Here is a 22977-nt window from a genome sequence, read left to right as displayed (position 1 = left end):
TGTTGTTGGCGACGGCAATGCTCATCACCGCCTGCCATGGCGATGGCTCGTCCGACGACACGCCGCTTGCCAGCGCACCTTCGTCGGACCCGGCGACCGGGACACCCGGGGGTCCGACGGGCGACGCCCCGGCGACCGACACCAAACCGCGCACGGTCACCTTCGATCCCGCCATGTGCAAGGCGCAGGCGGGCGCGCCTTATGGCCAGACCGTCGGTATCACCGGCACCAATATGATGGTCACGTCCGCCGACCTTAACGCGTCCGCGGCCGGTTGCAAGATACTGGCCAACGGCGGTACAGCCATCGATGCGGCGATCGCCGTGCAAGGCGTGCTCGCTGTGGTCGAGCCTTTCGCTTCGGGACTGGCCGGGGGCACCTTGGTCACCTATTACGATGCCGCCACGCAGAAGGTACGCGCGTTCGACGGCCTGGCCGCCGCGCCCGCCAACACCGGTGGCGCTGCGTCCATCTACCAGGCGGCGGTGACGGACGACCTCAGCTGCAAATCCGGGCTGACCCTGGGCGCCAGCTTGTCCGCCTGGCAAGGCAACACGAATATTTCCGGACGCGCCGCCGGCGTGCCGGGAACCCTGAAGGTCCTTGATCTGGTGCACCAGTCCTACGGCAAGAAGGACTGGAACACATTGTGGGATGACGCCATCCATTACGCCACGGACGGCTTTCCCATGTCGAAGTACATGTATGCGACGCTCTACAACGACTACGACGAGGACACGGGCCTGCCCCTGCCCGCGGGCGGTGAGCCGGCCTGGGTGAACAGCAGCGGCACCGCCAAGGGCGCGGTACGCTGCAAGTACACCGACATTCACAATCGCTACTGCGATGCCACCGATGCCGCGTCGGCCCTGCCCCTGGCCGTCGGCACGGTCATCAAGAACCCCGAACTGGCCACCACCCTTGCCGAAGTGCGGGACGGCGGCGCCGCGGCCTTCTATGACGCCAATGGCCCCATCGTCGCCGCCATCCTCGCGCGCTTCGCCGCCGACAAGTCCAAGAGCGACGGCAGCAACAACTGCTATACGACGTACTCCTCGTCCAACCCGCAACCCGCGCGCATCCCCAGCCTGATCACGGCCGCGGACTTCAGCAACTATCAGGCGATTGAACGCAAACCCCTGACGGCGTCGCGCTTCGGCACCACGGTCTACACCCAGCCGGCGCCCTCCTTCGGCGGCGTGGTGGTGCTGTACACGCTGGGTCTGCTGGAGCGCAAGGACATGGCCGCGCAAACCTTCGGCAGCGATGAATACATCCATTTGGCGACAGAGGCCAGCCGTCTGGCCAACATAGACCGCCGGACCGACATCGGCGACCCGGCCTATTCGAACATCGACGCGCGTGTCCAGGGCATGCTCTCCACTGGCTATCTCGATGGCCGCGCGGCGTTGATCAGCGCCACCGCCATGTCCTCGGTGACCGCCGGCACCACCGCGCAAGGTATCCCCGCCTATGTGGCGACCGATCCCAGCCTCTACTCGCCGCTGGCCGCGGCCAACACGGTTAAGGACACCCAGCTGGCAAGCGCGGCGCCCGCGCCCTTGACGGTCGCCCAGATCGGCGGCCCGGGTCCGCGCAACGAGGACTTCAACACCACCAGCAACGTCGCCATCATCGATGGCTATGGCAACGCCCTGTCAATGACGACGACGATCAACACCCATTGGGGCGCGCACATCGAGGCGGCGGGCATGATCATCAACGATGCCTTGTCCAACTTCTCCGCCGGCGCGGTCGGCAGCGACGTCAACGGCCTGGCGCCGACCAAGCGCCCGCGCACGTCCATCTCGCCTTCGATTGCGCTCGATGCGCAAGGCCGCCTGCGCCTGGTGTGGGGCTCGGCGGGTGGCGGCCCGATCCCGGACTATATCGTGAAGTCCTTTCTTGGCAATGTCGTGTTCGGGCAGGACCTGCAGGCGGCCTTGAACGCCGACAACTGGAGCGGCCAGGACAGCGCGGATTCGGTCGCGGAACTGGAAGCCGGCAAACCGATCGCCGCCGGCTTGAACCGGCTGGCGTCGTACTACAGCTATCCGGCGGGCACCATCGCCCTGGACGGCCTGGTCAGCGGCCTGTCGGGCATCGCCGTGACGTATGATGCCCAGGGCAACCCGACGTACTCCGGCGCCGCGGACAACCGCCGCAATGGCGCCGCGTACGGGTATTGATTCCACGGCCGCCCCGTGGTCTTGCGCCGCTGCCGCGCGCAAGACCACAAGCGCCCGAAAATAAGATCAAAGGAGACAGGATGGCGCAGGCCATGATTTCCCTCAGCGTCGATGACATCGCCGCGAAAATCCCCGACGGGTGCCGCCTGGCCATGCCGGCCGACTACGCCGGGGTCTCGATGGCCATCGTGCCGGCGCTGCTGCGCAAGGCCCCCCGCAAGCTGTCCTTGATCGGCATTCCGACCGGCGGCCTGTCCTTCGACATCCTGATCGGCGCCGGCCTGGTGTCCCACGTCGAAACCAGCGCGGTGTCGCTGGGCGAGGCCGGTGGCGCGCCCTGCTTCATGCGGGCGGTGTCCACGGGCGCGATTCAGATACTCGATGCCACCTGCCCGGCCGTCCATGCGGGTCTCATGGCCGCGCAGAAGGGCGCCCCCTTCACCACCCTGCGCGGCTTGATCGGCACCGACGTGCTGCGGCATCGCAGCGATTGGAAAGTGATCCAGAACCCGTTTTCCGATACGCCCGATCCGGTGGTCGCCATCCCTGCCCTGCATCCCGACATCGCGGTATTCCACGCCCCCATGGCGGACCGCGACGGCAACGTCTGGATCGGCCGGCGCCGCGAGCTGGCCGCCATGGCCTATGCCAGCCGCGCCACGTACGTCACCGTCGAACGCATCGTCGACCGTAGCCTTCTGGAAGACGAGCTGACCGCCGCCGGGGTATTGCCCTCGCTCTACGTGGATGGCGTCGCCAAGGCCGAAAAAGGCGCGGCGCCCTACGGCTTGTGGGGGGAATACCCCACGGATACGGCGGCCCTTCAACACTATGCGCGGATGGCCAAGACGGAAGAAGGATTCAAACAATGGTTGAGCGAGGCCTGGCAATGACTCCCATGACGCCCCGTGAACTTCTGATCGTCACCATCGCCACCCTGCTGGACGGTGCCCGCCATGTCGCGGTAGGCGCGTCCTCGCCGATTCCCGCCGCGGCCGCGATGCTGTTGCGCGCCCGCAAGGAGAAGGCGGGACAAGCGCCCGTGCGCCTGTCCATCCTGGGCTCCGTGAAGCACAATCTCTTCACCAACGGCTCCGTCGAGCTGTTCGACTGCGCCGGCCAGGGACGCATCGACGCGTTCTTCCTGGGCGGCGGACAGATCGACGGCCAGGCCAACATCAATCTGGTCGGTACCGGCGACTACCCCACCTCGTCCGTGCGCTGGCCGGGGTCATTCGGATCCGCCTATCTGTACTTCGTGGTCCCCAAGGTGATCCTGTTCCGCGAGGAACATTCGCCCCGGGTACTGGTGGACAAGGTCGATTTCATCAGCGCCCCTGGCGTGAGCGACCCGGGGGTCTATCGCAAGGGCGGGCCCTACGCGCTGCTCACCAGCAAGGCGCTGTTCATGTTCGACGCTGAACGCGCCCGCTTCCGTCTGGTGCACATGCATCCGGGACAGGCCCTGGCGGATATCCAGGCCGCCACCGGTTTCACGTTCGATGTGGATCCGGCGGTCAGCGAAACGCCGCCTCCGGATGAAGCCGCGCTGGCTTTGCTGCGCGGGCGCGTGCTCGAAGAATTGCACGAAACGTACCCCGACTTCGCCGCGCAATTGGGCAAGGAGATAAGCGCGCTGGCTTCGGCCTAGCAGCCGGTGACAGGGCCCACGCCAGTCCCTGCGCCAGGCCCAGCGCTAGGGCCGGCGCGTGAGGACGAGACCTTTACGATCCACCGACGCGGCAAAACCTATGTCGTTGAGCACCGCGAATTCCGCGCTGCGCTGGTGATCGAAATCCTGGCCCGCCGCGGCGGGAAATGCCGGATGGCAAGCGATAAGATCGCCATCCTCGGCATTGCTCAACCACTGCAGCATCAGCCGAACGTACGCATCCAGCCCGCCACGAAAGTCGTACACCCCAAGCAGGGCGCGGTTGGTACTGATGCCCGCCGCCTGCGCGTTCTTCGCCGTGCGATGCGCACCCAGGCCACCTACCGCCTGCGCCTTGGCCCGCGCGGTGAACGGCAGCCCCTCCAGGAGGCCTGGCCGGCTATTGCGCAGCCACGGCAGATTATCGCCATAGCGCCGCGACAGCACGTCGATCAACACGTCACGAATCTGCGGAAGCTGATGAACGTGCTGATGCCCATCGACGAAATGCGGCCGCTGACCCAAGGTGGCCTCGAAGGCATCGAGTTGCCGTTCGATCTGGCCTGAGACCTGCACCAGGTTCAGGCTGCGCAGGTATGAGCGCGCCAGCAGGCCTGGCAATCCACGGCCAGGCCTGGCGGAAAACCGTTCATCGGTCAGATTCAAATGCACGCCGATGTCGACATCGAGTCCGCGCAGACGACGTGCGTCCTTGTGGAACGACAGCGTAGACGACAGGCAACTCACGGCGGTGATACGACGCTTCGCGGCGAGCCGCAAGATGCCCTCACTGACCGCGGCATTCATACCGAAGTCGTCCGCGCAGACGATGATGCGCCGCGGCCTGGCGCCAGCGGCCTTGTCGCCCGCGCACGGCTTCAGCTTCCAGCGGGCGCCCGCCTCACCGCCTTTCGATTTCAGCATTCGCTCGTCATTGGCCGCGCCGCCACTTCCAGACAGGGAGAAATGCGCGATGTAGGCAGCGTCGGAACGCACTACTCCCGCAAATTCACCCAGACGCTCGCTGTGGAATGACATACCTTTAATCCTGGCCGCCGCACAGGCGGCGCTTCGTATCCGCGTCGACCACGATGCGCCACATTGCCTTTTTACCGTCGGCGTAGCGCGGCGCCTGGCCTTTCAGAATGGCATAGCGCGTCGAATCTTTCGCCGGCTCTCCCCAGATCCAGTACACGGTACCCGGCGCGGATACACACACCCGGTTGGTCAGTTCCTTTTCCGAAATCAGATTGCGCTGCATCGAGGGCTTGTCGAACTGGCCCGCGTCGAACAGCTCCTTTCTCCAGTTATCGCGCAGGGCGACATCCGGATGCGTCCAGTCATCCACGATCCACATCGACGTCTTCAGGCGCAATGTCATCGGCAGATCGTAGGGATAGACATGCAAGGCGATGACCGTATCCTCGGGCCGCACTTCCGCCCGCGCCGCGACACCCACGGCGTTCGAATTCGGTTTCGTCTTGATCGCGGCCACGCCGGTCCCCAAGATGCACACCAGCACGCCCACCACCAGCGACAGCGTCAGCTTCCTGGTCGTGTTGTCGCGCTCCGCCTTGCCGCGATGCAAGCCGGCCACGATGACCTCGGCGATGATGACGGCCAGGGCCGGCAGCAAGGGCAGCACATAGCCCACCAGTTTCGACGACGGAATCGAGAAGAAAACCAGGACGACACCGGCCCAGCTGGCCGCCAGCCAACGCACATCCGCGGCAGTGTCGACACTGGATTCCTGCTGCCAGAAGGACTTGCGCATGGCGCCGCCCAGCCACAGCACCCACGGCAGGGTCATGGCGGCGATGACAGGCACGTAGAACCAGAAGGGCTGCACATTATTGAAGCCGGTCGCCGAGAATCGCTCGAACTGCTGATAGACGAAGAAGTAGTTGAAGAAGCCCGGGTAGCGCACCTGCATGAGCCAATACCACGGCAATGCCACGGCAAGGAACGCGACAATCGCGGCTGGCCACAGCAGCGCCGCCAGGCCACGCCATTTGCGCCGGAGCACGATCCACAGCACCAGGATCGCACCGGGCAGCACCACGCCGATCAGTCCTTTGGCCAGTACGCCCAGGCCCGCCAGTATCGCGGTCGCCAGCGACAATGCCCGATACGGTTTGCCGGCATACGCGCTGAGCACCGTGGCTCCACCGCATAGCGTGGTCAAGCCGATCAGGCCGGCGACGAGCATGTCCAGGTTGGCGAACTGGGCGCCGCCTAGAAAGAAGGGCTGCGTGGCGAGCGCGAGCAGCGCCACCATGGCGGCCGTCTTGCCGCGCCAGCGCAGCATGAAAAAATATACCCCTGTCGCCACGGCCCACGCGGCCAGCCAGGACGGCAGGCGCGCCGCCCAGACCTGGGCGCCGAAAGTGCCGTAGGAAGCTTCTGCCAGCCAGTAGTACAGCGGCGGCTTGTGGAAGAACGGCATGCCATCCAGCAGCGGCGTCGCATGCGCGCCACCGCTCAACATCTCCCACGCCACGCCGCCATAACGACCCTCGTCCGGCAACGTCAGTGGGCGCACCCACGACAGGCACAAGAGCCAGATGCCCGCGGCGAACAGCGCCACGAAATGAGAGGGCGCGACGATCCAGCGCCTGACCAGGTCGGTCAACGATAACTTCATTGCTAGGACATCTTCTGATTTTGGATTGAGAAGATTCTCACGCATGGTGAGTCGAATTTTTATCAAACACTGGTGTGTGCGCGGCAAGGGCAGCAGCTGTAGCCGTCGTAGCAACCGCTACGGGTTTTGACGGCTAGCCTTCGAGCTTGCCGCCCCCCGTCCTTCGCGGACCTGCTGCGCCTGAACCCCACCTCATAAACCGTGAACGACGTCGCCGACTATTCGCTGGCTCAACACCAACTGCAGGCCCACCGGCTGCGCGTCACGATGGCGCGCATTGAGGTATTCCACGCCCTGCATCGCGCCGGCGGCCGCCCCGTCAGCCGCGATGGCCTGCTGCTGCGCATTGTTGAGCTGGGCGGCGTGACCTGCCTGTCGACCATGAACCGCGCCTTGCGCGATCTGGTGCGAGTGGGACTGGTCGTGGCGGATGTCGAACGCGGCAGTCCCTCCCTGTTTCGCCTGACCGAAACGACCCGGCCGTCCAGACGCCAGATTTGAGTTGGCGCGTGCAACGCACGCTGCCTATAATAAGAGTGCTTCTTATTCTCTTTTCTTGAGCCGTCATGTCGGGCGTCGCCGATCCCCCCATACGCAGCAGCTGCATGCCCTCTACCGCGACCATCATGGCTGGCTGTATGCCTGGCTGCGTCGCCGCCTGGGCAATGCCGCGGACGCGGCGGATCTGGCGCAGGACGCGTTTCTACGCCTGCTGACCCGGCCGCGGGCTTTTGACGGCTTCGAAGGCGAGCGCGCCTACCTGAGCACGATGGCGCGCGGCATGTGCGTGGATTTCTGGCGCCGCAAGGAAATCGAAGACGCCTGGCTGGCGGCGCATGCCGCGGTCGCGGAGGCGGTGCAGCCCTCAGCCGAACATCACGCGATCGTGATCGAGACCCTGTGCGAGATCGACACCATGCTGCGCCAGCTGCCCTGGAAGGCCGCCGAGGCCTTCATCATGGCGATGGCCTATGGCATGAGCAACCAGGAAATCGCGGCCGAATTGGGCGTGTCCGACCGCATGGTGCGCAAGTACGTGGCGCAGGCCATGCTGCATTGCCTGTCGCTTGAAGTGGCGACAGCGCAAGCCCTCGCCGCGCAAGCCTGAAGGCTGTCGCAAGCTAGCCATGGCCGCGCCACTGCCCTCTCACACCATTCTTCAGGAAGCCGCCGACTGGTTCGCGAGCACCCGTTCCAGCGAGCGCTCGGAGCGTGACCAGCAGCGCTTCCAGGCCTGGCTGGATCAGGGCGAGGAACAACGCACGGCATGGCGTTACGTCGAAGACGTCAGCCGCCGCTTCGCCCCATTACAGGGTGGCCAGGAAGACCAGGCCGCCATCGGCGCGCTGAAGGCCGTGCGCAAGCAACAGCGCCGCCGCCATATCATCGCCGGCCTGGCCCTGGGCGGACTCGCAACGACCCTGGGCTGGTCCGTCTGGCGCCAAGGCGCATTGCAACGCTGGACCTTGGCCCATCTGGCCGACCATCGCACTCGCGTCGGCGAGGTCCAGTCCCTCACGCTACCCGACGGCACGCGGGTCTGGCTCAACACGGACAGCGCACTGAATGTCCGCTACACCACCGAAACGCGCCGCGTCGAACTGGTCACGGGAGAAGTCCTGATCCAGACAGCACAGGACGCCACCCGGCCCTTCATCGTCAACGCCGGCACGGCGCGCATGACCGCCCTGGGAACGCGCTTCACCGTGCGCTACGGCGAAGACAGCACCTACCTGGCGGTTTTCGAAGGCCGGGTGGCGCTTGCTGACGGCGACCGCCAGCAGATCATCAACACTGGCGAGCAGGTGACCATCGGGACCGACGGCGTATGGCATATGGGCCAGGCCAGCCGAGCGCGCGAAGCCTGGGCCAATGGCGTGCTGCTGGCCGAGGATATCGCGCTGGGCGACCTGCTGCGGGAACTGGGCCGCTACATGCCGGGCCATCTGGGCGTGTCGCCCGAGGCAGCGGCACTGCGGGTAGTGGGTGGATTTCCGCTGCGCGATCCCGATCAGGTCCTGGCCTTGATCACACGCGTGCTGCCGGTGCAGGTGGAAAAGCCCTTCCCCTGGTGGACCACGGTGGAGCTACGTGCCACGCGTTGAAGCGGCACTTTTTTGTAACAGCGGTTCCGCATATTCGTGCTGACTCGATTCACAGGATGAAGCCGTACTTGTGCCATCCAATCGAGCCCGACCGCATGAATCCCATGAATCGTAATCGCTCCACCCCGCGCCTTGCCCCCCTCGCCGCTTTTTCCCGCCGCTCCCTGAGCGGAAATGCCGCCGCCGCATTGCTGGGCGGCTTGATATTCGCCGCGCCCTCGCACGCGCAACACGCGCCGGCGCAGACGCCGGAGGCACGCAACTACCAGATCGGCGCCGGCTCCCTGACCTCGGTCCTGACGCGATTCATCGCGGAATCCGGCATCGTATTGGCGGGCTCCGCCGACCTGGCCCGCGACAAGGCGAGCCCGGGCGTGTCCGGCCGCTATACGCCCGAGCAAGGCCTGGCCGCGCTATTGACCGGCACCGGCTTGCACGCGGTACGCAATGGCCGCGGCGCCTTCGTGCTGGAAACCGCGCCCGTCACCGAACTCGCGCCCGTGGCGGTGGTCGGCGGCGCGGTCGGCGCGGCGACGCTCCCCGACGCCTATGCGGGCGGCGAAGTGGCGCGCGGCGGCAGGTTGGGCTTGCTGGGTAATACCGACGTCATGGACGCACCTTTCAACATCACGAGCTATACGTCGGAATTCATGACCAATCGCCAGGCCGTTACGCTTGCCGATGTGCTCACCAAGGATTCTTCGGTCCGCTTTACCGGCCAGATCGGCGGCGTGACCGACTCCTTCTTCATTCGGGGCTTTCCGATCAGCGAAGGCAACCTGGGCGAAGTCGCGTTCGACGGCGTCTATGGCATCGCGCCGAATTACCATGTGTTCAGCACCTATGTCGAACGCGCGGAAGTGGTCAAAGGGCCTGCGGCGCTGCTTTACGGCATGTCGCCCAATAGCGGCGTGGGCGGCGTCGTGAATATCGTGCCGAAGCGATCGCTGGCCGAAGACCTTACCCGGCTGACGACGGACTACGGCACCGGCGCGCAGTTGGGCGCCCAGGTCGACCTTAGCCGTCGCTTCGGTGATGAGCGCCAATGGGGCATTCGGGTGAACGCCCTGCACCGCCAGGGCGACACGCCCCTGGACAAGCAGTATTCCAAGACCGACATCGGCGCGGTTTCGCTGGACTATCGTGGCGAGCGCCTGCGCGCATCCCTGGATACCATCTTCCAGGAAGAAGACATCGACGCGCCTACCCGTCCGCTACTGGTCGCGTCGGGCATACAAGTCCCCGACGCGCCCAACGGCCATCGCAATGTGACCCAGTCATGGGGATGGTGGAAATCGCATGGGCAATCCGCCTTGCTGCATGGCGAATATGACCTGACCGACAAGGTGACGGTGTTCGCGGATGCAGGCGGGTCCCACACGGGTGTTTCCCGCTTGTCGGATCAGACACCCACCATACTCAATGCGCAGGGCGACACCACGGCGACGCCTCAAAACGCCCGTTTTGGCGTCAACCGGTATACGGCCGACGTCGGTCTGCGCGCCCGCGCGGAAACGGGCCCGGTCAGCCACAACCTGTCCCTCCAGACCAGCATCTATCGCGACAAGGTCTCGCAAGCCAATAATGCCGGCACCGCGATGCTGTCGAATATCTACAACCCAGTCGCCAGCCCCGAACAGAATATCGCCCGCCCTGGTTTGCCCAAGGTGTCGTCGTCGCAGCTGACGGGTGTCGCGTTGGCCGACACGCTGGGCATCCTGGAAAATCGCGCCCAGCTGACCCTGGGCCTGCGCCAGCAGCGCATCGAGTCGGACAACTTCAACGCGACCACCGGCATACGCACGTCGTCGTACGCCAAAAGCGCCGTCACCCCGCTGGCTGGGCTTGTCGTCAAGCCGTGGGATAACGTGTCGCTGTATGCGAACTATATCGAGGGCTTGAGCAAGGGCGATATCGCGCCTGCCACCGCCTCGAACGCGGGAGAGGCCTTCAAGCCCTACAAGGCCAAGCAGGAGGAAATCGGCGTCAAGGTGGACATGGGCAGCGCCATGGTGACGCTTAGCGCCTTCCAGATCCGCAAACCCAGCGGCCAGTTGGTGGGCACGGTCTACGAAGCGAGCGGCGAACAGCGTAATCGCGGCGTGGAATTGAATTTGTCCGGCGAACCGTTGAAAGGCCTTCGGCTGGTCGGCGGCGTGACGTATATCGACGGCAAACTGACCAAGAGCAACGTGGCCGCCAATGAAGGCAATCGCGCGGTGGGCGTACCGGAAGTGATGGCCAACCTTGGCGCGGAAGTGGATATCCCCTGGATACCCGGCGCGTCCCTGAACGGCAACGTGATTTATACCGGCAAGCAGTACGTCAATCAGGCCAATACGCAGTCGGTGCCGTCCTGGACGACCTTCGATCTGGGCGCCCGTTACACCACCAAGGTCTATGGCAAAGAGACGACCTTGCGCCTGACGGTATTGAACGTCTTCAATCGCGCTTACTGGTCCGGGGTCGCTTCCTACGGCACGATTTCCCAAGGCATACCGCGTACCGTAATGCTGTCGGCTTCGATGGATTTCTGATCGGCATGCGGGGGGACCGAATCCAGCGTCGACGTCTACCTGGCGAAGTGTTCGGTCACCCAGCGTTCGCAGATGGCCCATAACGCCGGCGCGCCGGTCTTGATGGCGGGGCCATAACGGGCGAAGACCTGTTCAAGCGAGACCCCGCTCTCGGTCCACGTTCCGCCATCGGTGAAGACGTTGATAAGAAGAGGCTGAAAGCGGTCCAGGGCCTTGGCGAAGCGCGCATCGTCGCTGCCGGCGTTTTCGAACTCTTGCCACAAGCCCAGGAATTCATCCCGCTGGGTATCCGGCAACATGCCGAACAGGCGCACCGCCGCTTGCGACTCCAATTCCGCCTGCACCTGGCTTGAAGAGCCGCCATGGATAGGAAAATCGCCGACGTCTATCTCGACGATGTCATGCAGCAGCAGCATCTGAATGACCCGGTTGGGATTCACGACACCGCTGGCGTACTGGCTCAATATCAAGGCATACATCGCCAGGTGCCAGGAATGCTCGGCCGAATTCTCCTTGCGGCTTCGATCCAGCAGCGGCGACTGCCGCACGATGCTTTTGAGGCGATCGATTTCCCGCAGGAAACCCAGTTGTTTTTCCAAATCCGTCATTTTCCCTGTCCCAATCCTGCCCGATACGCGACTCGGCAATGCGTTCACCGTCGTGACGCGCTGACCTTGCCCTGCTTCTCGCGGGCCGCCGCCGTCAGGTGCTCGCGCATCATGTCGGCTGCCTTGGCCAGCTTGTTCGCCAGAAGCAGATCGATAAGCACCAGATGCTCCTCGCAGCGGCGCAAGGCCTGCTTGCGGTCGACGGCCTTGCGGTATTCCATCAAGCGCCGCACGCGATTGATCCGGCGCAGGGAATCCAGGATGAAGGCATTGCCCGAGCAGGTCGCGATGGTTTCGTGCAGGCGCGTATTGGCGTCGAATATCTGCGCGGGCGATACACGCTCGATTTCGCCTTTTACCAAGGCCTGCTGCTCGGCGTAGCAGTGCCGCAACGCGGCTTCGTCCACCTGAAAATCCGGCTCCAGTATGCAGGCCGGTTCGACCAGGATGCGATAGCGATACGCCTGGGCATAGGCCGCGGGCGACGTCATCGCCTCGCTGAATTCCCAGCCGTGGCCGGGCAGCCGCTCCATCCATCCCTCATTCGAAATGCGCCGAAGAATATCGCCCAGCTGGCTACGGGTCACGCCATAACGGCGCATCAATTCATTCTCGGAAACCCGGGCAGGCAGCAGACCGTCCAGACGCTCCTGCGCGATGCGCAGGTAGACGGCCTCGTCGGGCGACACGTCGTTCAGTTCCGCGGGCTTGATCTTCAGCGCGGCCTGGCCCACGACAAAACCACCCTCCGGATGAGGATCGATAAGCGCCTGGTCCGCCAGCTGCCGCAACGCGGTACGCACTGGCGAACGCGACACCCGCAAGGCCTCCGCCAGGCTGCGCTCGGACAGACGCGCGCCGATGGCCATGCCCTGGGCGTTGATCCGCAGCAGGATGTCGGTGGCGAGTTGTGATTGCAGTGTCTGTGCCATGCCGGGATGGTAGCGCAAGCCTCCAGACCCGCACGCCGGGTTTTTCCCGGGCTTGCGCGCTGTTGGAAAACAGTGGTACTTTGAATTAACAAAAGACCACAGTATAAACCTCCGGCGGCCCTTTCCATGATCAAGACCTCTTCCAACGCGGTACTGCTGAAACCCGAAGCCATCAAGAAACATGACCGCGGCGGCGGCGCGAGCACCACGCCCCTCGTGACGCGGGGCGTCGGCGCCACGGCCTTCATTACCGGCTACACCGAATTCGCGGGCGGCGCCAAGATCCCTTTCCACCATCACAACTGCGAGGAAAGCGTGATGCTGGTCGAGGGCAACGCCATCTTCGATATCGACGGCGAGGAATTCGTCGTGAAGCCGCAGGACGTCACTTTCATTCCCCCCAACGTGCCGCATCGGTTTCGCAATGCGTCCGCCACCGAGCCCATGAAAATCCTCTGGATTTATGGGTCACAGGACGCCACCCGCACCCTGGTCGAGAGCGGCGAAACCCGCCCGATCGCCGCCGAGCACGCCAATTAGGCATTGAGCAGACACCACCATGAAATTTCTCGTTCTACCCGGCGACGGCATCGGTCCGGAAATCGTCCAGGCAGCCGTCGCTGTCCTCGAAGCCGCCAATCACCGTTACGCCCTCGACCTGTCCTTCGATTATCAGGAGGTGGGTTTCGTCAGCCTCGAAAAACACGGCACCACCCTGCGGGAAGACGTGCTGCAGGGCGCGCGCGACTACGACGGCATCATCCTGGGCACGCAATCGCACGCCGACTACCCTGCCCCGGAAAAAGGCGGCCGCAATATCTCCGGCGCTTTCCGGGTGATCCTGGACCTGTACGCCAACGTGCGCCCGGCCCGCACCCGCCCGAGCATTCCCAGCAATATGCGCGAAGGCAGGACCATGGACCTGGTGATCATGCGCGAGGCCACCGAGGGGTTTTATCCAGACCGCAACATGACGCGCGGCTGGGCAGAAATGATGCCCTCGCCGGACATGGCCCTGTCGGTGCGCAAGATCACCCGCCATTGCAGCGAACGAATCGCCCGCCGCGCTTTCGAACTGGCGCGCAAACGCCGCAAGAAGGTCACCGCCATCCACAAGGCCAACAGCTTCCATATGACGGATGGCCTGTTCCTGGAATGCGCCCACAAGGTCGCTGAAGAATTCCCGGACGTCGCCCTGGACGACATGCTGGTCGACGCATCGACCGCCCACCTGGTTCGCAACCCCGAACGTTTCGACGTGCTGGTCGCAGAAAATTTCTACGGCGACATTCTTTCCGATCTGGCGAGCGAGCTGTCCGGCAGCCTGGGACTGGCGGGGTCCATCATGGCGGGCGACAAGCTTTGCTGCGCACAGGCGCAGCATGGCTCCGCGCCTGACATCCAGGGGCAGGACAAGGCCAACCCGACATCCATGATCCTGTCCGTCGCCATGTTGCTCGAATGGCTGGGCGAACAGCGCGCCCTGCCCACCTACGCCGACGCCGGCCAGGCCATCCATGCGGCGGTGGACGCGGTGCTCGCCGATCCGGCGACCCGCACGCCGGATATCGGCGGGAAGATCGGCACCCAGGCTTTCGCCGCGGCCGTTGCGAAAGGAATCTGATTTACCTGACATCACGAGATCAAGGCGAGGAAGCAGGCAGCAGACCTGCTCCCGCCCTTACGAGGAGACAACGATGCGTTCATTGGTCCTGGGCACGGTGCTGGCCACCGCCCTGAATTTCACCGCTTTCGCTCATACGGCCAGCGCGGCTAATGGGGGCAAGGGCCCGTCCGGCTATCCCGGCCGTCCCATCACCCTGGTCGTGCCTTTCGCACCGGGTGGCGGCAGCGACAACATCGCGCGTTATATCGCCTCGCGCCTGAACGCGCGCACCGGCGGCAACATCATCATCGACAACCGTCCCGGCGCCGGCACCAACATCGGCAATGAATATGCGGCACGTGCCGCCGCCGACGGGTACACGCTGCTGTTCGGCCAGGTCACCCTGTCGATCAACCCCTACATCTATCCCAAGCTGCGCTACGACGTGGCCAAGGATTTCGCACCGATAGGCCAGATCGCGACATCGCCCACGGTCTTGCTGGTCAGTGCCGCCAGCGGAATGAAGGATGTCAAGGATTTCGTCGCCTACGCCAAGGCGCATGCCGGGCAGGTGAACTATGGCTCAGGCGGGACCGGGACATCGGTCCATCTGGCCGGCCAGCTGTTCTCGACGGTGGCCAAGCTGGACATGACCCACGTGCCCTACAAAGGCAGCGGCCCGGCGATGGTGGACCTGATGGGCGGTCAGATCCAGGCCATGTTCGATACCGCGCCATCGGCCCTGCCCCAGGCCGCAGGCGGCAAGGTACGCGCCCTGGCGGTCACGGGGCCCGCACGGCTGTCCGGACTCCCGGACGTGCCCACCTTCGCCCAGGCTGGCTATCCGGCCTTCGATGCGCCCGTCTGGTACGGATTGCTGGCGCCCGCCGGCACACCCGCGCCCATCGTCACGTACTTGAACGAACAGCTCAATCTGATCCTGGACGAGCCGGAAACGCACGAGCGCCTGGCGCAGCTGGGATCGGTTCCGGCCAAGGGCAGCCCGAAGGACTTCAGCGCCTTCATCGCCAAGGAATCGGAACGCTGGCGCGCGGTGGTGCAGAGCGCGAAGGTGACGGTGGATTAGGGGTTGATCGGGGTTGATCGAAGGTTGATCGACTGTTGATTACGCCCGGGCAGCGGTTTGCAGACGTTGACGCAGGATGGTGGGAATCACGCCACCATTCGCCAATAGCTCTACTTCGAGTTGCGTTTCCACGGCGGCCACCATGGCGAGGGTTTCGACGCTCCCGCCGTCGTGGCCGGCACTCCCGCGTTCTATCTTCACCTCAACCGCACAACGCGGCTGAATGGACTCCGCGTGGACCGTGATGCGATCCCCAGGCTGCAAGTCCAGTTGCGCCGGTCCGACACCCGCAGGAAAGCGCAACGGCAGGATGCCCATACCGATCAGGTTCGAGCGGTGGATGCGCTCGAAGCTGGACGCCAACACCGCGCGAATACCCAGCAGCCGCTGGCCCTTGGCCGCCCAATCGCGCGAAGACCCCGTGCCGTAGCGTTCGCCGGCCACCAGCACGGTCGACAGGCCCGCGTCGCGATAACGGTCCGCGGCCTCCCAGATAGGAAGGATTTCACCCGAAGGCACATGCAGGGTGTGGGCCACCGGGGCATCCGGGGCAAGTTCGTTGCGCAAGGTCTTGCTATGGAAGGCCGCGCGCATCATCACTTCCCAATTGCCGCGGCGGGAGGCGAACACGTTCAAGTCATCGCGCGCATCGCCTCGCTCGACCAGGAAATCGGCCACCAGGCTATCGGGCGGGATCGCGCTAGCCGGCGAGATATGGTCCGTGGTGATGTCGTCGCCGACGATCAACAACGGGTAGGCGCTGTACGTGCCCAATTGACTGCCGTACTTCAGCGAAGCGAACGGCGGCCGGCGTAAAGTCGTCGACTTGGGATCCCACGCGAAGCGCGCGTCGTCGCCGACTTCCAACTGATGCCACAGCGGATTGCGCTGCGCAATCTCGAAGCAGCGTTTGAAATCCGTGGGGTCGATGGCTTGCGCCAGCGCTTCGTCGACCTCGGTCCGCGACGGCCACAGATCGTTCAGATAAACGGCAGCGCCAGTTGGCGCGTACCCCACCGGCTCCTGTTCCAGCGCGCGACTTGCATCACCCGAAATCGCGTAGGCCACCACCAAGGGTGGCGACATCAGGAAACCCAAATCCAGGTCCGGATGGATGCGTCCAGGGAAATTGCGGTTGCCGGACAGCACGGCGACCGGACGTATCTGCCGCGCCTTGGCCGCGGCGGCGATGACGTCCGGCAGCGGTCCCGAGTTACCGATGCAGGTCGTACAGCCGTAGCCGACGATATCGAAACCCACCGCGGTGAGGTCCTCGATGAAACCGGCCCGCGCCAGGTAGGCAGCGGCCGCGGGCGACCCCGGCCCCAAGGACGTCTTCACCCACGGCGGCACCTTCAAGCCGAACTTGCGCGCCTTGCGGGCGACGAGCGCGGCGGTAATCAGCAGCGCGGGATCGGAGGTATTGGTGCAACTGGTGATGGCGGCGATGGCAATCGGGAAAGCCGGCAAATTGCTGCCGGTGGCCGGCTCGAAGCCTTGCTCGCCCAATACCCGCGGGATGTCCGAATGCAGCAGCAGATCCTGCGGCCGGCGCGGGCCCGCGGCGTGCATGCCTATCTTGTCCAAGGCGATGGTCAGGGTCTTGGTATAACGCGGCCGCGCCTGAGCGTCGAACCACAGGCCCGTGCGCTGCATATAGGCGCGCACCATTTCGATGGCCGCCTCGGGCCGGCCTGTCTGGCGTAGATATGCCAAGGTTTGGTCATCAACCGGAAAATACCCCGTGGTCGCGCCGTACTCGGGCGCCATATTGGCGACGACGCTGCGCTCACCGGCCGTCAGCGTGGCGACACCGGGTCCGAAGAACTCGACGAATTCGCCGGACACGCCGATGCCGCGCAAGCGTTGCGTGACGGTCAGCGCCAGATCCGTCGCCGTGGCGCCCGGCTGCAAACTGCCCGTCAACTCCACCCCGATCACGTCGGGAATGCGCAGCATGGTCGGCATGCCGAACATCACCGTCTGCGCCTCCAGGCCCCCCACGCCCCAGCCCAGCACGCCGATGCCGTTGATCATGGGCGTGTGGCTGTCGGTACCGATCATCATGTCCGGCGCGGCCCAGTGCCTGCCCTCGGCATCCACCGACGTCGTCACCACCGTGGCCAGTTGCTCCAGATTGATGGTGTGCATGATGCCGGTACCCGGTGGGTTGATATTTACTCCGTCCAGCGACCGTGAGGCCCACCGCAAGAAGCGATAGCGCTCCTGGTTGCGGCGGATCTCGTAGGACATGTTGATGTCGGCGGCGTCCGGCCGCGCATAGGCCTCGACCGCCAGCGAGTGATCGACGGACACCTCCACCGGCAGCAGCGGACTCAAGGACGCGGGGTCCGCGCCCGCTTCGGCCAGCTCATCCCGCATGGCGGCGATGTCGACCAGGGCCGGCGTGCTTGTCGTGTCATGCATCAGGACGCGCGCGGGCTGGAAAGGAATCTCGGCCTCGCTGCGGCCCTCCTCCAGCCAGTCGAGCAAGGCCCGCACGGCCTCGTCACGCTCCGCGCCCTGCGTATTGCGCGAGACGTTCTCCAGCATCAGGCGCAGCACCACCGGCAGCCGCGGCAGCAAGGGACCGGCCACGGCCTGCAGATCGGTGATCGTGTAGAGACTGTCCCCAATTGCAAGCGTGGACGTGAGGTCGGCATAGGTGTTTCCCATAGCAGCATTATTGCATTTTCAAGTCTTAAAATTCAATTGCGCGGAAATACAGGAATACCCCAAGACCAAGCGCACTTATCTGTTCCGGAGACACCATGTTCTTGCAATCCCTTCCCCGTCGGGCGCTTTCCGTCGTGGCCACGCTAGGCGCGATCCTTGTATCGGCCGGCGCACATGCCCAGGACTACCCGTCCAAGCCCGTGACCCTGATCGTGCCCTTTTCCGCGGGTGGCGGCGTGGACGTCATGGCGCGGCTGCTTGGCGAGAAGCTGCGCGACACCTTGAAGGCGACCATCATCGTGGAGAACAAGCCGGGCGCCAGCGGCATGCTGGGCGCGGCCTATGTGGCGAAGGCGGCGCCTGACGGCTATACCCTGCTGCTGGGGTCCGCCGGCGAGACCGCGATCAATCCCTACGTCTACAAGGACCGGATGTCCTATCGTCCGGACCGGGATCTGGCGCCGGTCAGCCTGGTTTCGCGCGTACCCAATGTGCTGGTGGCGGGCCCTTCGATCAAGGCGTCCACGATGGCCGAGCTGGTGCAATATGCCAAGGCGCATCCCGGCAAGGTCAGTTACGCGTCCAGCGGCGTCGGCAATCCCCAGCATTTGAATGGCGCATTGCTGGAATCCATCGCGGGGGTGAGCATGGTGCATGTGCCCTACAAGGGCGCGTCGGGTCAGTTGTCGGATGTCACTGGCGGCAACGTCGACCTGACCTTCGTCAGTTATGCGGCGGCCCTGCCCTTCATCCAGTCGCACAAAGTGCGTGCCCTGGGCGTCACGTCCGCCAAGCGCGCCCCCTTCGCGCAAGACATTCCTGCCCTGTCAGAGACGGCTGGTCTGGAGTCTTACGACTTGAGTAATTGGTTCGGCGTATTCGCGCCCGCCAAGACACCGGCGGCTGTCATCGACAAAGTGAACCAGGCAATCTCAGCCGCGCTGAAAGACCCCGATCTGGCGCGGCGACTGTCGGAGCAAGGCGGCGAAGTGGACGTGATGACGCCGTCGGCGTTCCAGGATTTCATCCGGGCGCAGAGCAAGCAATATCAGGCCATTGTGGAACATGCCCATATCACCGCGGAATGAGCAGGATCGCCTGATGTATGCCTATATCGGAAGCCGGACCACCCGCGAGCGCAACGCTCGCGGCGAAGGCATCAGTGTCTATCGCTACGAACCCTTGGTTGCGGAATTGACGCTGGTGCAAGTGGTGCAAGACCTGATCAACCCGTCGTTTCTCGCCATCAGCGCGAACAAGGATCGGCTTTATACCGTTCATGGCGACATGAGCGAGGTCAGCGCTTTCGCGATCGAACCTGGCAGCGGCCAGCTGACCTTTATCAACCGGCAATCCACGCAGGGTAAGAATCCCGTCCACCTGGCCATCGATCCGACGGGCCGTCACCTTATGGTCTGCAACCACATCGGGGCCAGCCTGGCGGTACTGCCTATTGCAGATGACGGCTCGCTGTTGCCGCTAGCGCAGCTGGTGCAAATCGAAGGGACGCCGGGACCGCATCGGGTCGAGCAGAAGCAGGCCAAGCCGCATTTCACTTTCTTCGATCCGTCCGGGCGTTATGTGATCGTTCCGGATAAGGGGTTGGATAAAGTCTTCAGCTTCCGCTTCTCCGACGGGGGTTTGCACGAAGCCGGGGCTTTGAGCGTGTCAACGCGGGAGACCGCCGGTCCGCGCAACGTCGCCTTCCACCCGTTGCTGCCGGTGGCGTACTGCGTGAATGAACTGGACTCCACGGTGACGACTTATCGCTTCGATGTGGCCACTGGCCAGCTGCTTCCGCGCCAGATCCTGCCCACGCTGCCGTCGTCCTACACGGGTGATAGCCGCGCGGGGTCTATCCAGGTCAGCGGCGATGGGCGTTATGTTTACGCATCGAATCGCGGCTACGACAGCATAGCCGTCTTCCGCATCGCGCCGGATAGCGGTGAACTGGCCTTCGTTGGCGCGACATTGTCCGGCGGCAAGACGCCGCGTTTCTTTACCCTGGCGCCGGACGGCCGGTTCTTGTTCGCGCTGAATGAGGATAGTGATACGGTGGTGTGCTTCGCGGTGGATGCGGAGACTGGCTTGCTTGCGGCGGCTGGACGGGAGTATGGGTGTGGGAGTCCGGTTTGTATGGTGTTCGCGTAGGTGGATCGCTACTTCGAACCGCCAAGCAAGCCGAGCCGTATCAGGCTTTCGGCGGTTGCCACAATGGCGTCCTCCTGGGACCGGGGCTTCCATCCGAGCATGCTTATTGCCTTCTCGCTCGTGGAATTCATGTTGACGCCAAGCAAGGGAACAACGCCCTTCATGACCGGATTGCGCCGTGCTGTCATTCGCACCAGCCAGTTCGGCATTACCCATGTCGACACCTTGCCCGCGGCGGCGCCCATGCGGTGTTTCAACACTCGCGCGACTTCCACCAACCACAGGCTTGTGCCGCCGGTCGCCAGGAAACGTTGGCCGTTCGCGGCGGGATCGGTCATCGCGCGCAGATGCAGGTCGGCCACGTCCCGCACATCCACAAAGCCACAATTGATCTTCGGGCAACCTGGCTGACCGTTCAGCATATTCGTGATGATCCGAATCGAGTGCGAGTAATCGGGGCCCAGCACCGGACCCAACACCCCGACGGGATTGATCGCCGCCAGTTCCAGCGATTTTCCCTCGCGCTCGATGAATTCCCACGCCGCGCGTTCGGAGAGCGTCTTCGATTTTTGGTAGAGCCACACGTCACCGGTCAGGTCGCTCCAGTCCGTCTCGTTGAACGGCCGGGTCATGGACTTGTGCCCGGCGCAGATCGCGCCGAACGCCGATGTCAGCACCACGCGCCGGACACCAGCGTCGCGCGCCGCGCGCAACACCCGTAGATTGCCGTCCACGGCCGGCCTGATCCAATCGTCTTCGCTCGCTTGAGTCCCCGTCGGGGTGGGCGACGCGCCGTGCATGACATACGTGCAACCTGCCGCGGCTTCGGCCCAACCTTTGTCGTCGCCAAGATCGGCAAGGACGAAGGACAGGCGCTCACCCGGCTCCGCGCCGCCCTCCTTCAGATTCGAGCGCACTTCGGCTTCGCGGGACAGCGAACGGACGGTGGTGCGCACACGGTAGCCCTTTGCCAGCAAGGCCAGGATGCAATGCTGAGCGATGAAGCCGGTTCCGCCGGTGACGAGCACCAACTCTTCTTGTGTGTGATTCATGTGGATTTTCCGATGGGTTCGTCAAACAAGCGCGCGCTTGGCGATCAGTTCGTGACCGAGACCCTTTTGAGACAGCGCTTGCCCGAGACCAGAATCGTATCGGCCCGCATTCGTACTGTGAATGCTTTATAGTGCGCCATACTTGCGCGATAGTTCGACCATGACCGCTGATCCCTTTTCCGACATCCTCAAGCTCACCAATGCCGAATCGCTAGTCACTGGCGGCTTCACGGCGGGTGGCACCTGGGCCTTGCGCTTTCCTGTCCCGACCAAGATCAAGTTCTTCGCCATCGTGAAGGGACACTGCTGGGTGCTGCTGGATGGAGAGGAAGAGCCGATACGTTTCGAAGCCGGTGACGTGGGGCTGCTGACAGCGCCAAGGTCCTTCGTGCTGGCCAGCGATCCAGACATCGTGCCTGTCGACGCGATGAGCGTGTTTTCCGGCGCCGGCAAGACGAAGGTGCATGTGGGGAACGGCGATGACTTCGCCCAAATCGGCGGCCACGTCCTGCTCGATCCCGCCAGCGGCCGGCTACTCGCCGATGTGCTGCCGCCCTGGATCCAGATTCCCGCGGCGTCCCCGCAAGCGGCGACCTTCCGTTTTCTGCTGGAGCAATTGGTCGAAGAACAGACGGTCGATCGGCCCGGCACGCAACTGGCATCCGCGCATCTTGCGCAGTTGCTGTTCATCCAGATATTGCGCGCCCATGCGAAAACCGCCGAAGCCAAGCCAGCGGGATGGCTACGGGCGCTGGGCGACCCGCGCATCGCCCCGGCCTTGCGCCTGATGCACGGCGAACCCGCACGCGCGTGGCACCTGGAAGAACTCGCCGCGGCGTGCGCGATGTCCCGCACCACGTTCGCCTTTCACTTCAAAGCGATCGCGGGGGTGACGCCACTGGCGTATCTGACCGATTGGCGCATGCATCTGGCCGAACGGGCCTTGAGGGAAGAAAGCACACCGGTCGGGAATATCGCTTTGTCGCTCGGGTACACGTCCGAGAGCGCGTTCAGCAATGCGTTCAAGCGGGTGACGGGGAAAGCGCCGAATGTCTATCGGCGGGAGGCGCGGGTTAGCGTTGGTGTTGATTGAACCGCACTACGCTCAACTGGCACTACCATCTAGGCCACGAAGACAACACTCCCCCGGAGCGTGCAGGAGCAAGCCAATGCGTTATGAATTCACCGAGGTCCTCAACGACCTGATCGACTACTTCCTGATCGGCGATATCTACCTGCTGAAAAAGTACAAGGAAGACAACGCGCTATCCGACGATCTCGGATCAGAGTTCGTCAGCAACGACAGCGGCGACAATGCTGTGCAGGACGGCATCGTCATCCCCCTGGCCGGGATTGAGAACTACCCGTACACGATCATCTTCAATCTGTCGGACGAAACGCCGGAATTGCTCAAGCCGGAGAGCCACCTGCAGCACCGGCGTGGCGGCTATGTCCTGAGGATCGAACATCGCCAAGTGCTCCTATTCACGTGGAGGATTATGAACACCTTCACCGATGCCGCCATCGAAGCACTTCAGCAGCGCTATCGCGAGCCGGGCCGACCCCAGATCGAAATCGAGAACGGCATCTATGACGTTGAAATTCTGGGTGGAGAAGTGCTCAGGGGCGAGGACTACGAGCCAGCACTGGAATTCGTCCTGAAGAAAACGGAACGCACCCATCCGACGGAGCGGGTCGATATCAACTATCGGTTCAGTATCGATAGCAGGACGTATTAG

At 63.9% G+C, this 22977-nt stretch carries 20 protein-coding genes; 14 read left to right on the top strand and 6 right to left on the bottom strand.

Annotated elements, in window-relative coordinates:
• Positions 1-17: 17 nt before the first annotated feature.
• The 3 genes from ASB57_RS04735 (at position 18) to ASB57_RS04725 (ending at position 3840) form a co-directional block, all read left to right on the top strand.
• The gene (locus tag ASB57_RS04735) at positions 18-2189 is read left to right on the top strand and encodes a gamma-glutamyltransferase family protein (protein ID WP_057650988.1); all 2172 of its coding nucleotides are present in this window, start codon (positions 18-20) and stop codon (positions 2187-2189) included.
• An 80-nt stretch (positions 2190-2269) separates the two neighbouring features.
• The gene (locus ASB57_RS04730) at positions 2270-3082 is read left to right on the top strand and encodes a CoA transferase subunit A (RefSeq protein WP_231755339.1); all 813 of its coding nucleotides are present in this window, start codon (positions 2270-2272) and stop codon (positions 3080-3082) included.
• 5 nt (positions 3083-3087) lie between these two features.
• Positions 3088-3840 (top strand): CoA-transferase, encoded by a 753-nt coding sequence (locus tag ASB57_RS04725; protein ID WP_231755338.1) that lies wholly within the window; start codon positions 3088-3090, stop codon positions 3838-3840.
• Between the two features lie 45 nt (positions 3841-3885).
• On the opposite strand, the gene ASB57_RS04720 is transcribed toward ASB57_RS04725, so the two are convergent.
• A complete protein-coding gene (locus tag ASB57_RS04720; protein ID WP_057650985.1) occupies positions 3886-4878 on the bottom strand; it encodes a ChbG/HpnK family deacetylase in 993 nt (330 codons plus the stop codon).
• Positions 4879-4882: 4 nt separating this feature from the next.
• On the bottom strand, positions 4883-6484 hold the full coding sequence (locus tag ASB57_RS04715) for a glycosyltransferase family 39 protein (protein ID WP_057650983.1): 1602 nt from the start codon (positions 6482-6484) through the stop codon (positions 4883-4885).
• A 201-nt stretch (positions 6485-6685) separates the two neighbouring features.
• Here ASB57_RS04715 and ASB57_RS04710 point away from each other — a divergent pair, with 201 nt between their 5' ends.
• From ASB57_RS04710 to ASB57_RS04695, 4 genes are all read left to right on the top strand, one after another.
• Positions 6686-6985 (top strand): hypothetical protein, encoded by a 300-nt coding sequence (locus ASB57_RS04710; protein ID WP_057650982.1) that lies wholly within the window; start codon positions 6686-6688, stop codon positions 6983-6985.
• Between the two features lie 55 nt (positions 6986-7040).
• Positions 7041-7592, top strand: a complete 552-nt coding sequence (locus ASB57_RS04705; RefSeq protein ID WP_197424957.1) for a sigma-70 family RNA polymerase sigma factor — start codon at positions 7041-7043, stop codon at positions 7590-7592.
• Positions 7593-7611: 19 nt separating this feature from the next.
• On the top strand, positions 7612-8589 hold the full coding sequence (locus tag ASB57_RS04700) for a FecR domain-containing protein (protein WP_057650981.1): 978 nt from the start codon (positions 7612-7614) through the stop codon (positions 8587-8589).
• A gap of 104 nt (positions 8590-8693) precedes the next feature.
• Positions 8694-11126, top strand: coding sequence for a TonB-dependent receptor (locus ASB57_RS04695; RefSeq protein ID WP_082621970.1), 2433 nt, complete (start codon positions 8694-8696; stop codon positions 11124-11126).
• 35 nt (positions 11127-11161) lie between these two features.
• Here ASB57_RS04695 and ASB57_RS04690 read toward each other — a convergent pair whose 3' ends face one another.
• A complete protein-coding gene (locus ASB57_RS04690) occupies positions 11162-11734 on the bottom strand; it encodes an HD family hydrolase (RefSeq protein ID WP_057650980.1) in 573 nt (190 codons plus the stop codon).
• 44 nt (positions 11735-11778) lie between these two features.
• Positions 11779-12666 carry a GntR family transcriptional regulator gene (locus tag ASB57_RS04685; protein ID WP_057655911.1) on the bottom strand — a complete coding sequence of 296 codons (888 nt, stop codon included), beginning with the start codon at positions 12664-12666 and terminating at the stop codon, positions 11779-11781.
• 126 nt (positions 12667-12792) lie between these two features.
• Here ASB57_RS04685 and ASB57_RS04680 point away from each other — a divergent pair, with 126 nt between their 5' ends.
• The 3 genes from ASB57_RS04680 (at position 12793) to ASB57_RS04670 (ending at position 15359) form a co-directional block, all read left to right on the top strand.
• The gene (locus tag ASB57_RS04680; RefSeq protein ID WP_057650979.1) at positions 12793-13206 is read left to right on the top strand and encodes a cupin domain-containing protein; all 414 of its coding nucleotides are present in this window, start codon (positions 12793-12795) and stop codon (positions 13204-13206) included.
• A 19-nt stretch (positions 13207-13225) separates the two neighbouring features.
• Positions 13226-14290 (top strand): isocitrate/isopropylmalate dehydrogenase family protein, encoded by a 1065-nt coding sequence (locus ASB57_RS04675; protein ID WP_057650978.1) that lies wholly within the window; start codon positions 13226-13228, stop codon positions 14288-14290.
• Between the two features lie 73 nt (positions 14291-14363).
• Positions 14364-15359 carry a tripartite tricarboxylate transporter substrate binding protein gene (locus tag ASB57_RS04670; protein WP_057650977.1) on the top strand — a complete coding sequence of 332 codons (996 nt, stop codon included), beginning with the start codon at positions 14364-14366 and terminating at the stop codon, positions 15357-15359.
• A gap of 39 nt (positions 15360-15398) precedes the next feature.
• Here the strand turns inward: ASB57_RS04670 and acnA are convergent, their stop codons facing one another.
• Entirely contained in the window at positions 15399-18035 is a 2637-nt protein-coding gene (gene acnA / locus ASB57_RS04665; protein WP_082621378.1) for an aconitate hydratase AcnA, read from the bottom strand.
• A 95-nt stretch (positions 18036-18130) separates the two neighbouring features.
• On the opposite strand from acnA, the gene ASB57_RS04660 reads away from it, so the two are divergent.
• Both ASB57_RS04660 and ASB57_RS04655 read left to right on the top strand, forming a co-directional pair.
• Entirely contained in the window at positions 18131-19123 is a 993-nt protein-coding gene (locus tag ASB57_RS04660) for a tripartite tricarboxylate transporter substrate binding protein (protein WP_057650975.1), read from the top strand.
• Between the two features lie 13 nt (positions 19124-19136).
• The gene (locus ASB57_RS04655; RefSeq protein ID WP_057650974.1) at positions 19137-20186 is read left to right on the top strand and encodes a lactonase family protein; all 1050 of its coding nucleotides are present in this window, start codon (positions 19137-19139) and stop codon (positions 20184-20186) included.
• An 8-nt stretch (positions 20187-20194) separates the two neighbouring features.
• On the opposite strand, the gene ASB57_RS04650 is transcribed toward ASB57_RS04655, so the two are convergent.
• A complete protein-coding gene (locus ASB57_RS04650) occupies positions 20195-21238 on the bottom strand; it encodes an aldehyde reductase (RefSeq protein ID WP_057650971.1) in 1044 nt (347 codons plus the stop codon).
• 121 nt (positions 21239-21359) lie between these two features.
• Here ASB57_RS04650 and ASB57_RS04645 point away from each other — a divergent pair, with 121 nt between their 5' ends.
• Positions 21360-22331 carry an AraC family transcriptional regulator gene (locus ASB57_RS04645; RefSeq protein WP_057650970.1) on the top strand — a complete coding sequence of 324 codons (972 nt, stop codon included), beginning with the start codon at positions 21360-21362 and terminating at the stop codon, positions 22329-22331.
• 76 nt (positions 22332-22407) lie between these two features.
• Positions 22408-22977 carry a hypothetical protein gene (locus ASB57_RS04640; protein WP_057650969.1) on the top strand — a complete coding sequence of 190 codons (570 nt, stop codon included), beginning with the start codon at positions 22408-22410 and terminating at the stop codon, positions 22975-22977.

Source organism: Bordetella sp. N, assembly GCF_001433395.1.
GTDB lineage: Bacteria > Pseudomonadota > Gammaproteobacteria > Burkholderiales > Burkholderiaceae_B > Bordetella_C.
The sequence above is the reverse complement of the archived record's forward strand: the minus strand, read 5'-3'. Positions and strand labels throughout refer to the sequence as shown.

Excerpts from the sequence above, each read along its gene's own strand:
- ASB57_RS04735 (WP_057650988.1), top strand. The coding sequence starts at position 18 with ATGCTCATCACCGCCTGCCATGGCGATGGCTCGTCCGACGACACGCCG.
- ASB57_RS04730 (WP_231755339.1), top strand. The coding sequence starts at position 2,270 with ATGGCGCAGGCCATGATTTCCCTCAGCGTCGATGACATCGCCGCGAAA.
- ASB57_RS04725 (WP_231755338.1), top strand. The coding sequence starts at position 3,088 with ATGACGCCCCGTGAACTTCTGATCGTCACCATCGCCACCCTGCTGGAC.
- ASB57_RS04720 (WP_057650985.1), bottom strand. The coding sequence starts at position 4,878 with ATGTCATTCCACAGCGAGCGTCTGGGTGAATTTGCGGGAGTAGTGCGT.
- ASB57_RS04715 (WP_057650983.1), bottom strand. The coding sequence starts at position 6,484 with ATGAAGTTATCGTTGACCGACCTGGTCAGGCGCTGGATCGTCGCGCCC.
- ASB57_RS04700 (WP_057650981.1), top strand. The coding sequence starts at position 7,612 with ATGGCCGCGCCACTGCCCTCTCACACCATTCTTCAGGAAGCCGCCGAC.
- ASB57_RS04695 (WP_082621970.1), top strand. The coding sequence starts at position 8,694 with ATGAATCGTAATCGCTCCACCCCGCGCCTTGCCCCCCTCGCCGCTTTT.
- ASB57_RS04690 (WP_057650980.1), bottom strand. The coding sequence starts at position 11,734 with ATGACGGATTTGGAAAAACAACTGGGTTTCCTGCGGGAAATCGATCGC.
- ASB57_RS04685 (WP_057655911.1), bottom strand. The coding sequence starts at position 12,666 with ATGGCACAGACACTGCAATCACAACTCGCCACCGACATCCTGCTGCGG.
- ASB57_RS04680 (WP_057650979.1), top strand. The coding sequence starts at position 12,793 with ATGATCAAGACCTCTTCCAACGCGGTACTGCTGAAACCCGAAGCCATC.
- ASB57_RS04675 (WP_057650978.1), top strand. The coding sequence starts at position 13,226 with ATGAAATTTCTCGTTCTACCCGGCGACGGCATCGGTCCGGAAATCGTC.
- ASB57_RS04670 (WP_057650977.1), top strand. The coding sequence starts at position 14,364 with ATGCGTTCATTGGTCCTGGGCACGGTGCTGGCCACCGCCCTGAATTTC.
- acnA (WP_082621378.1), bottom strand. The coding sequence starts at position 18,035 with ATGGGAAACACCTATGCCGACCTCACGTCCACGCTTGCAATTGGGGAC.
- ASB57_RS04660 (WP_057650975.1), top strand. The coding sequence starts at position 18,131 with ATGTTCTTGCAATCCCTTCCCCGTCGGGCGCTTTCCGTCGTGGCCACG.
- ASB57_RS04655 (WP_057650974.1), top strand. The coding sequence starts at position 19,137 with ATGTATGCCTATATCGGAAGCCGGACCACCCGCGAGCGCAACGCTCGC.
- ASB57_RS04650 (WP_057650971.1), bottom strand. The coding sequence starts at position 21,238 with ATGAATCACACACAAGAAGAGTTGGTGCTCGTCACCGGCGGAACCGGC.
- ASB57_RS04645 (WP_057650970.1), top strand. The coding sequence starts at position 21,360 with ATGCTTTATAGTGCGCCATACTTGCGCGATAGTTCGACCATGACCGCT.
- ASB57_RS04640 (WP_057650969.1), top strand. The coding sequence starts at position 22,408 with ATGCGTTATGAATTCACCGAGGTCCTCAACGACCTGATCGACTACTTC.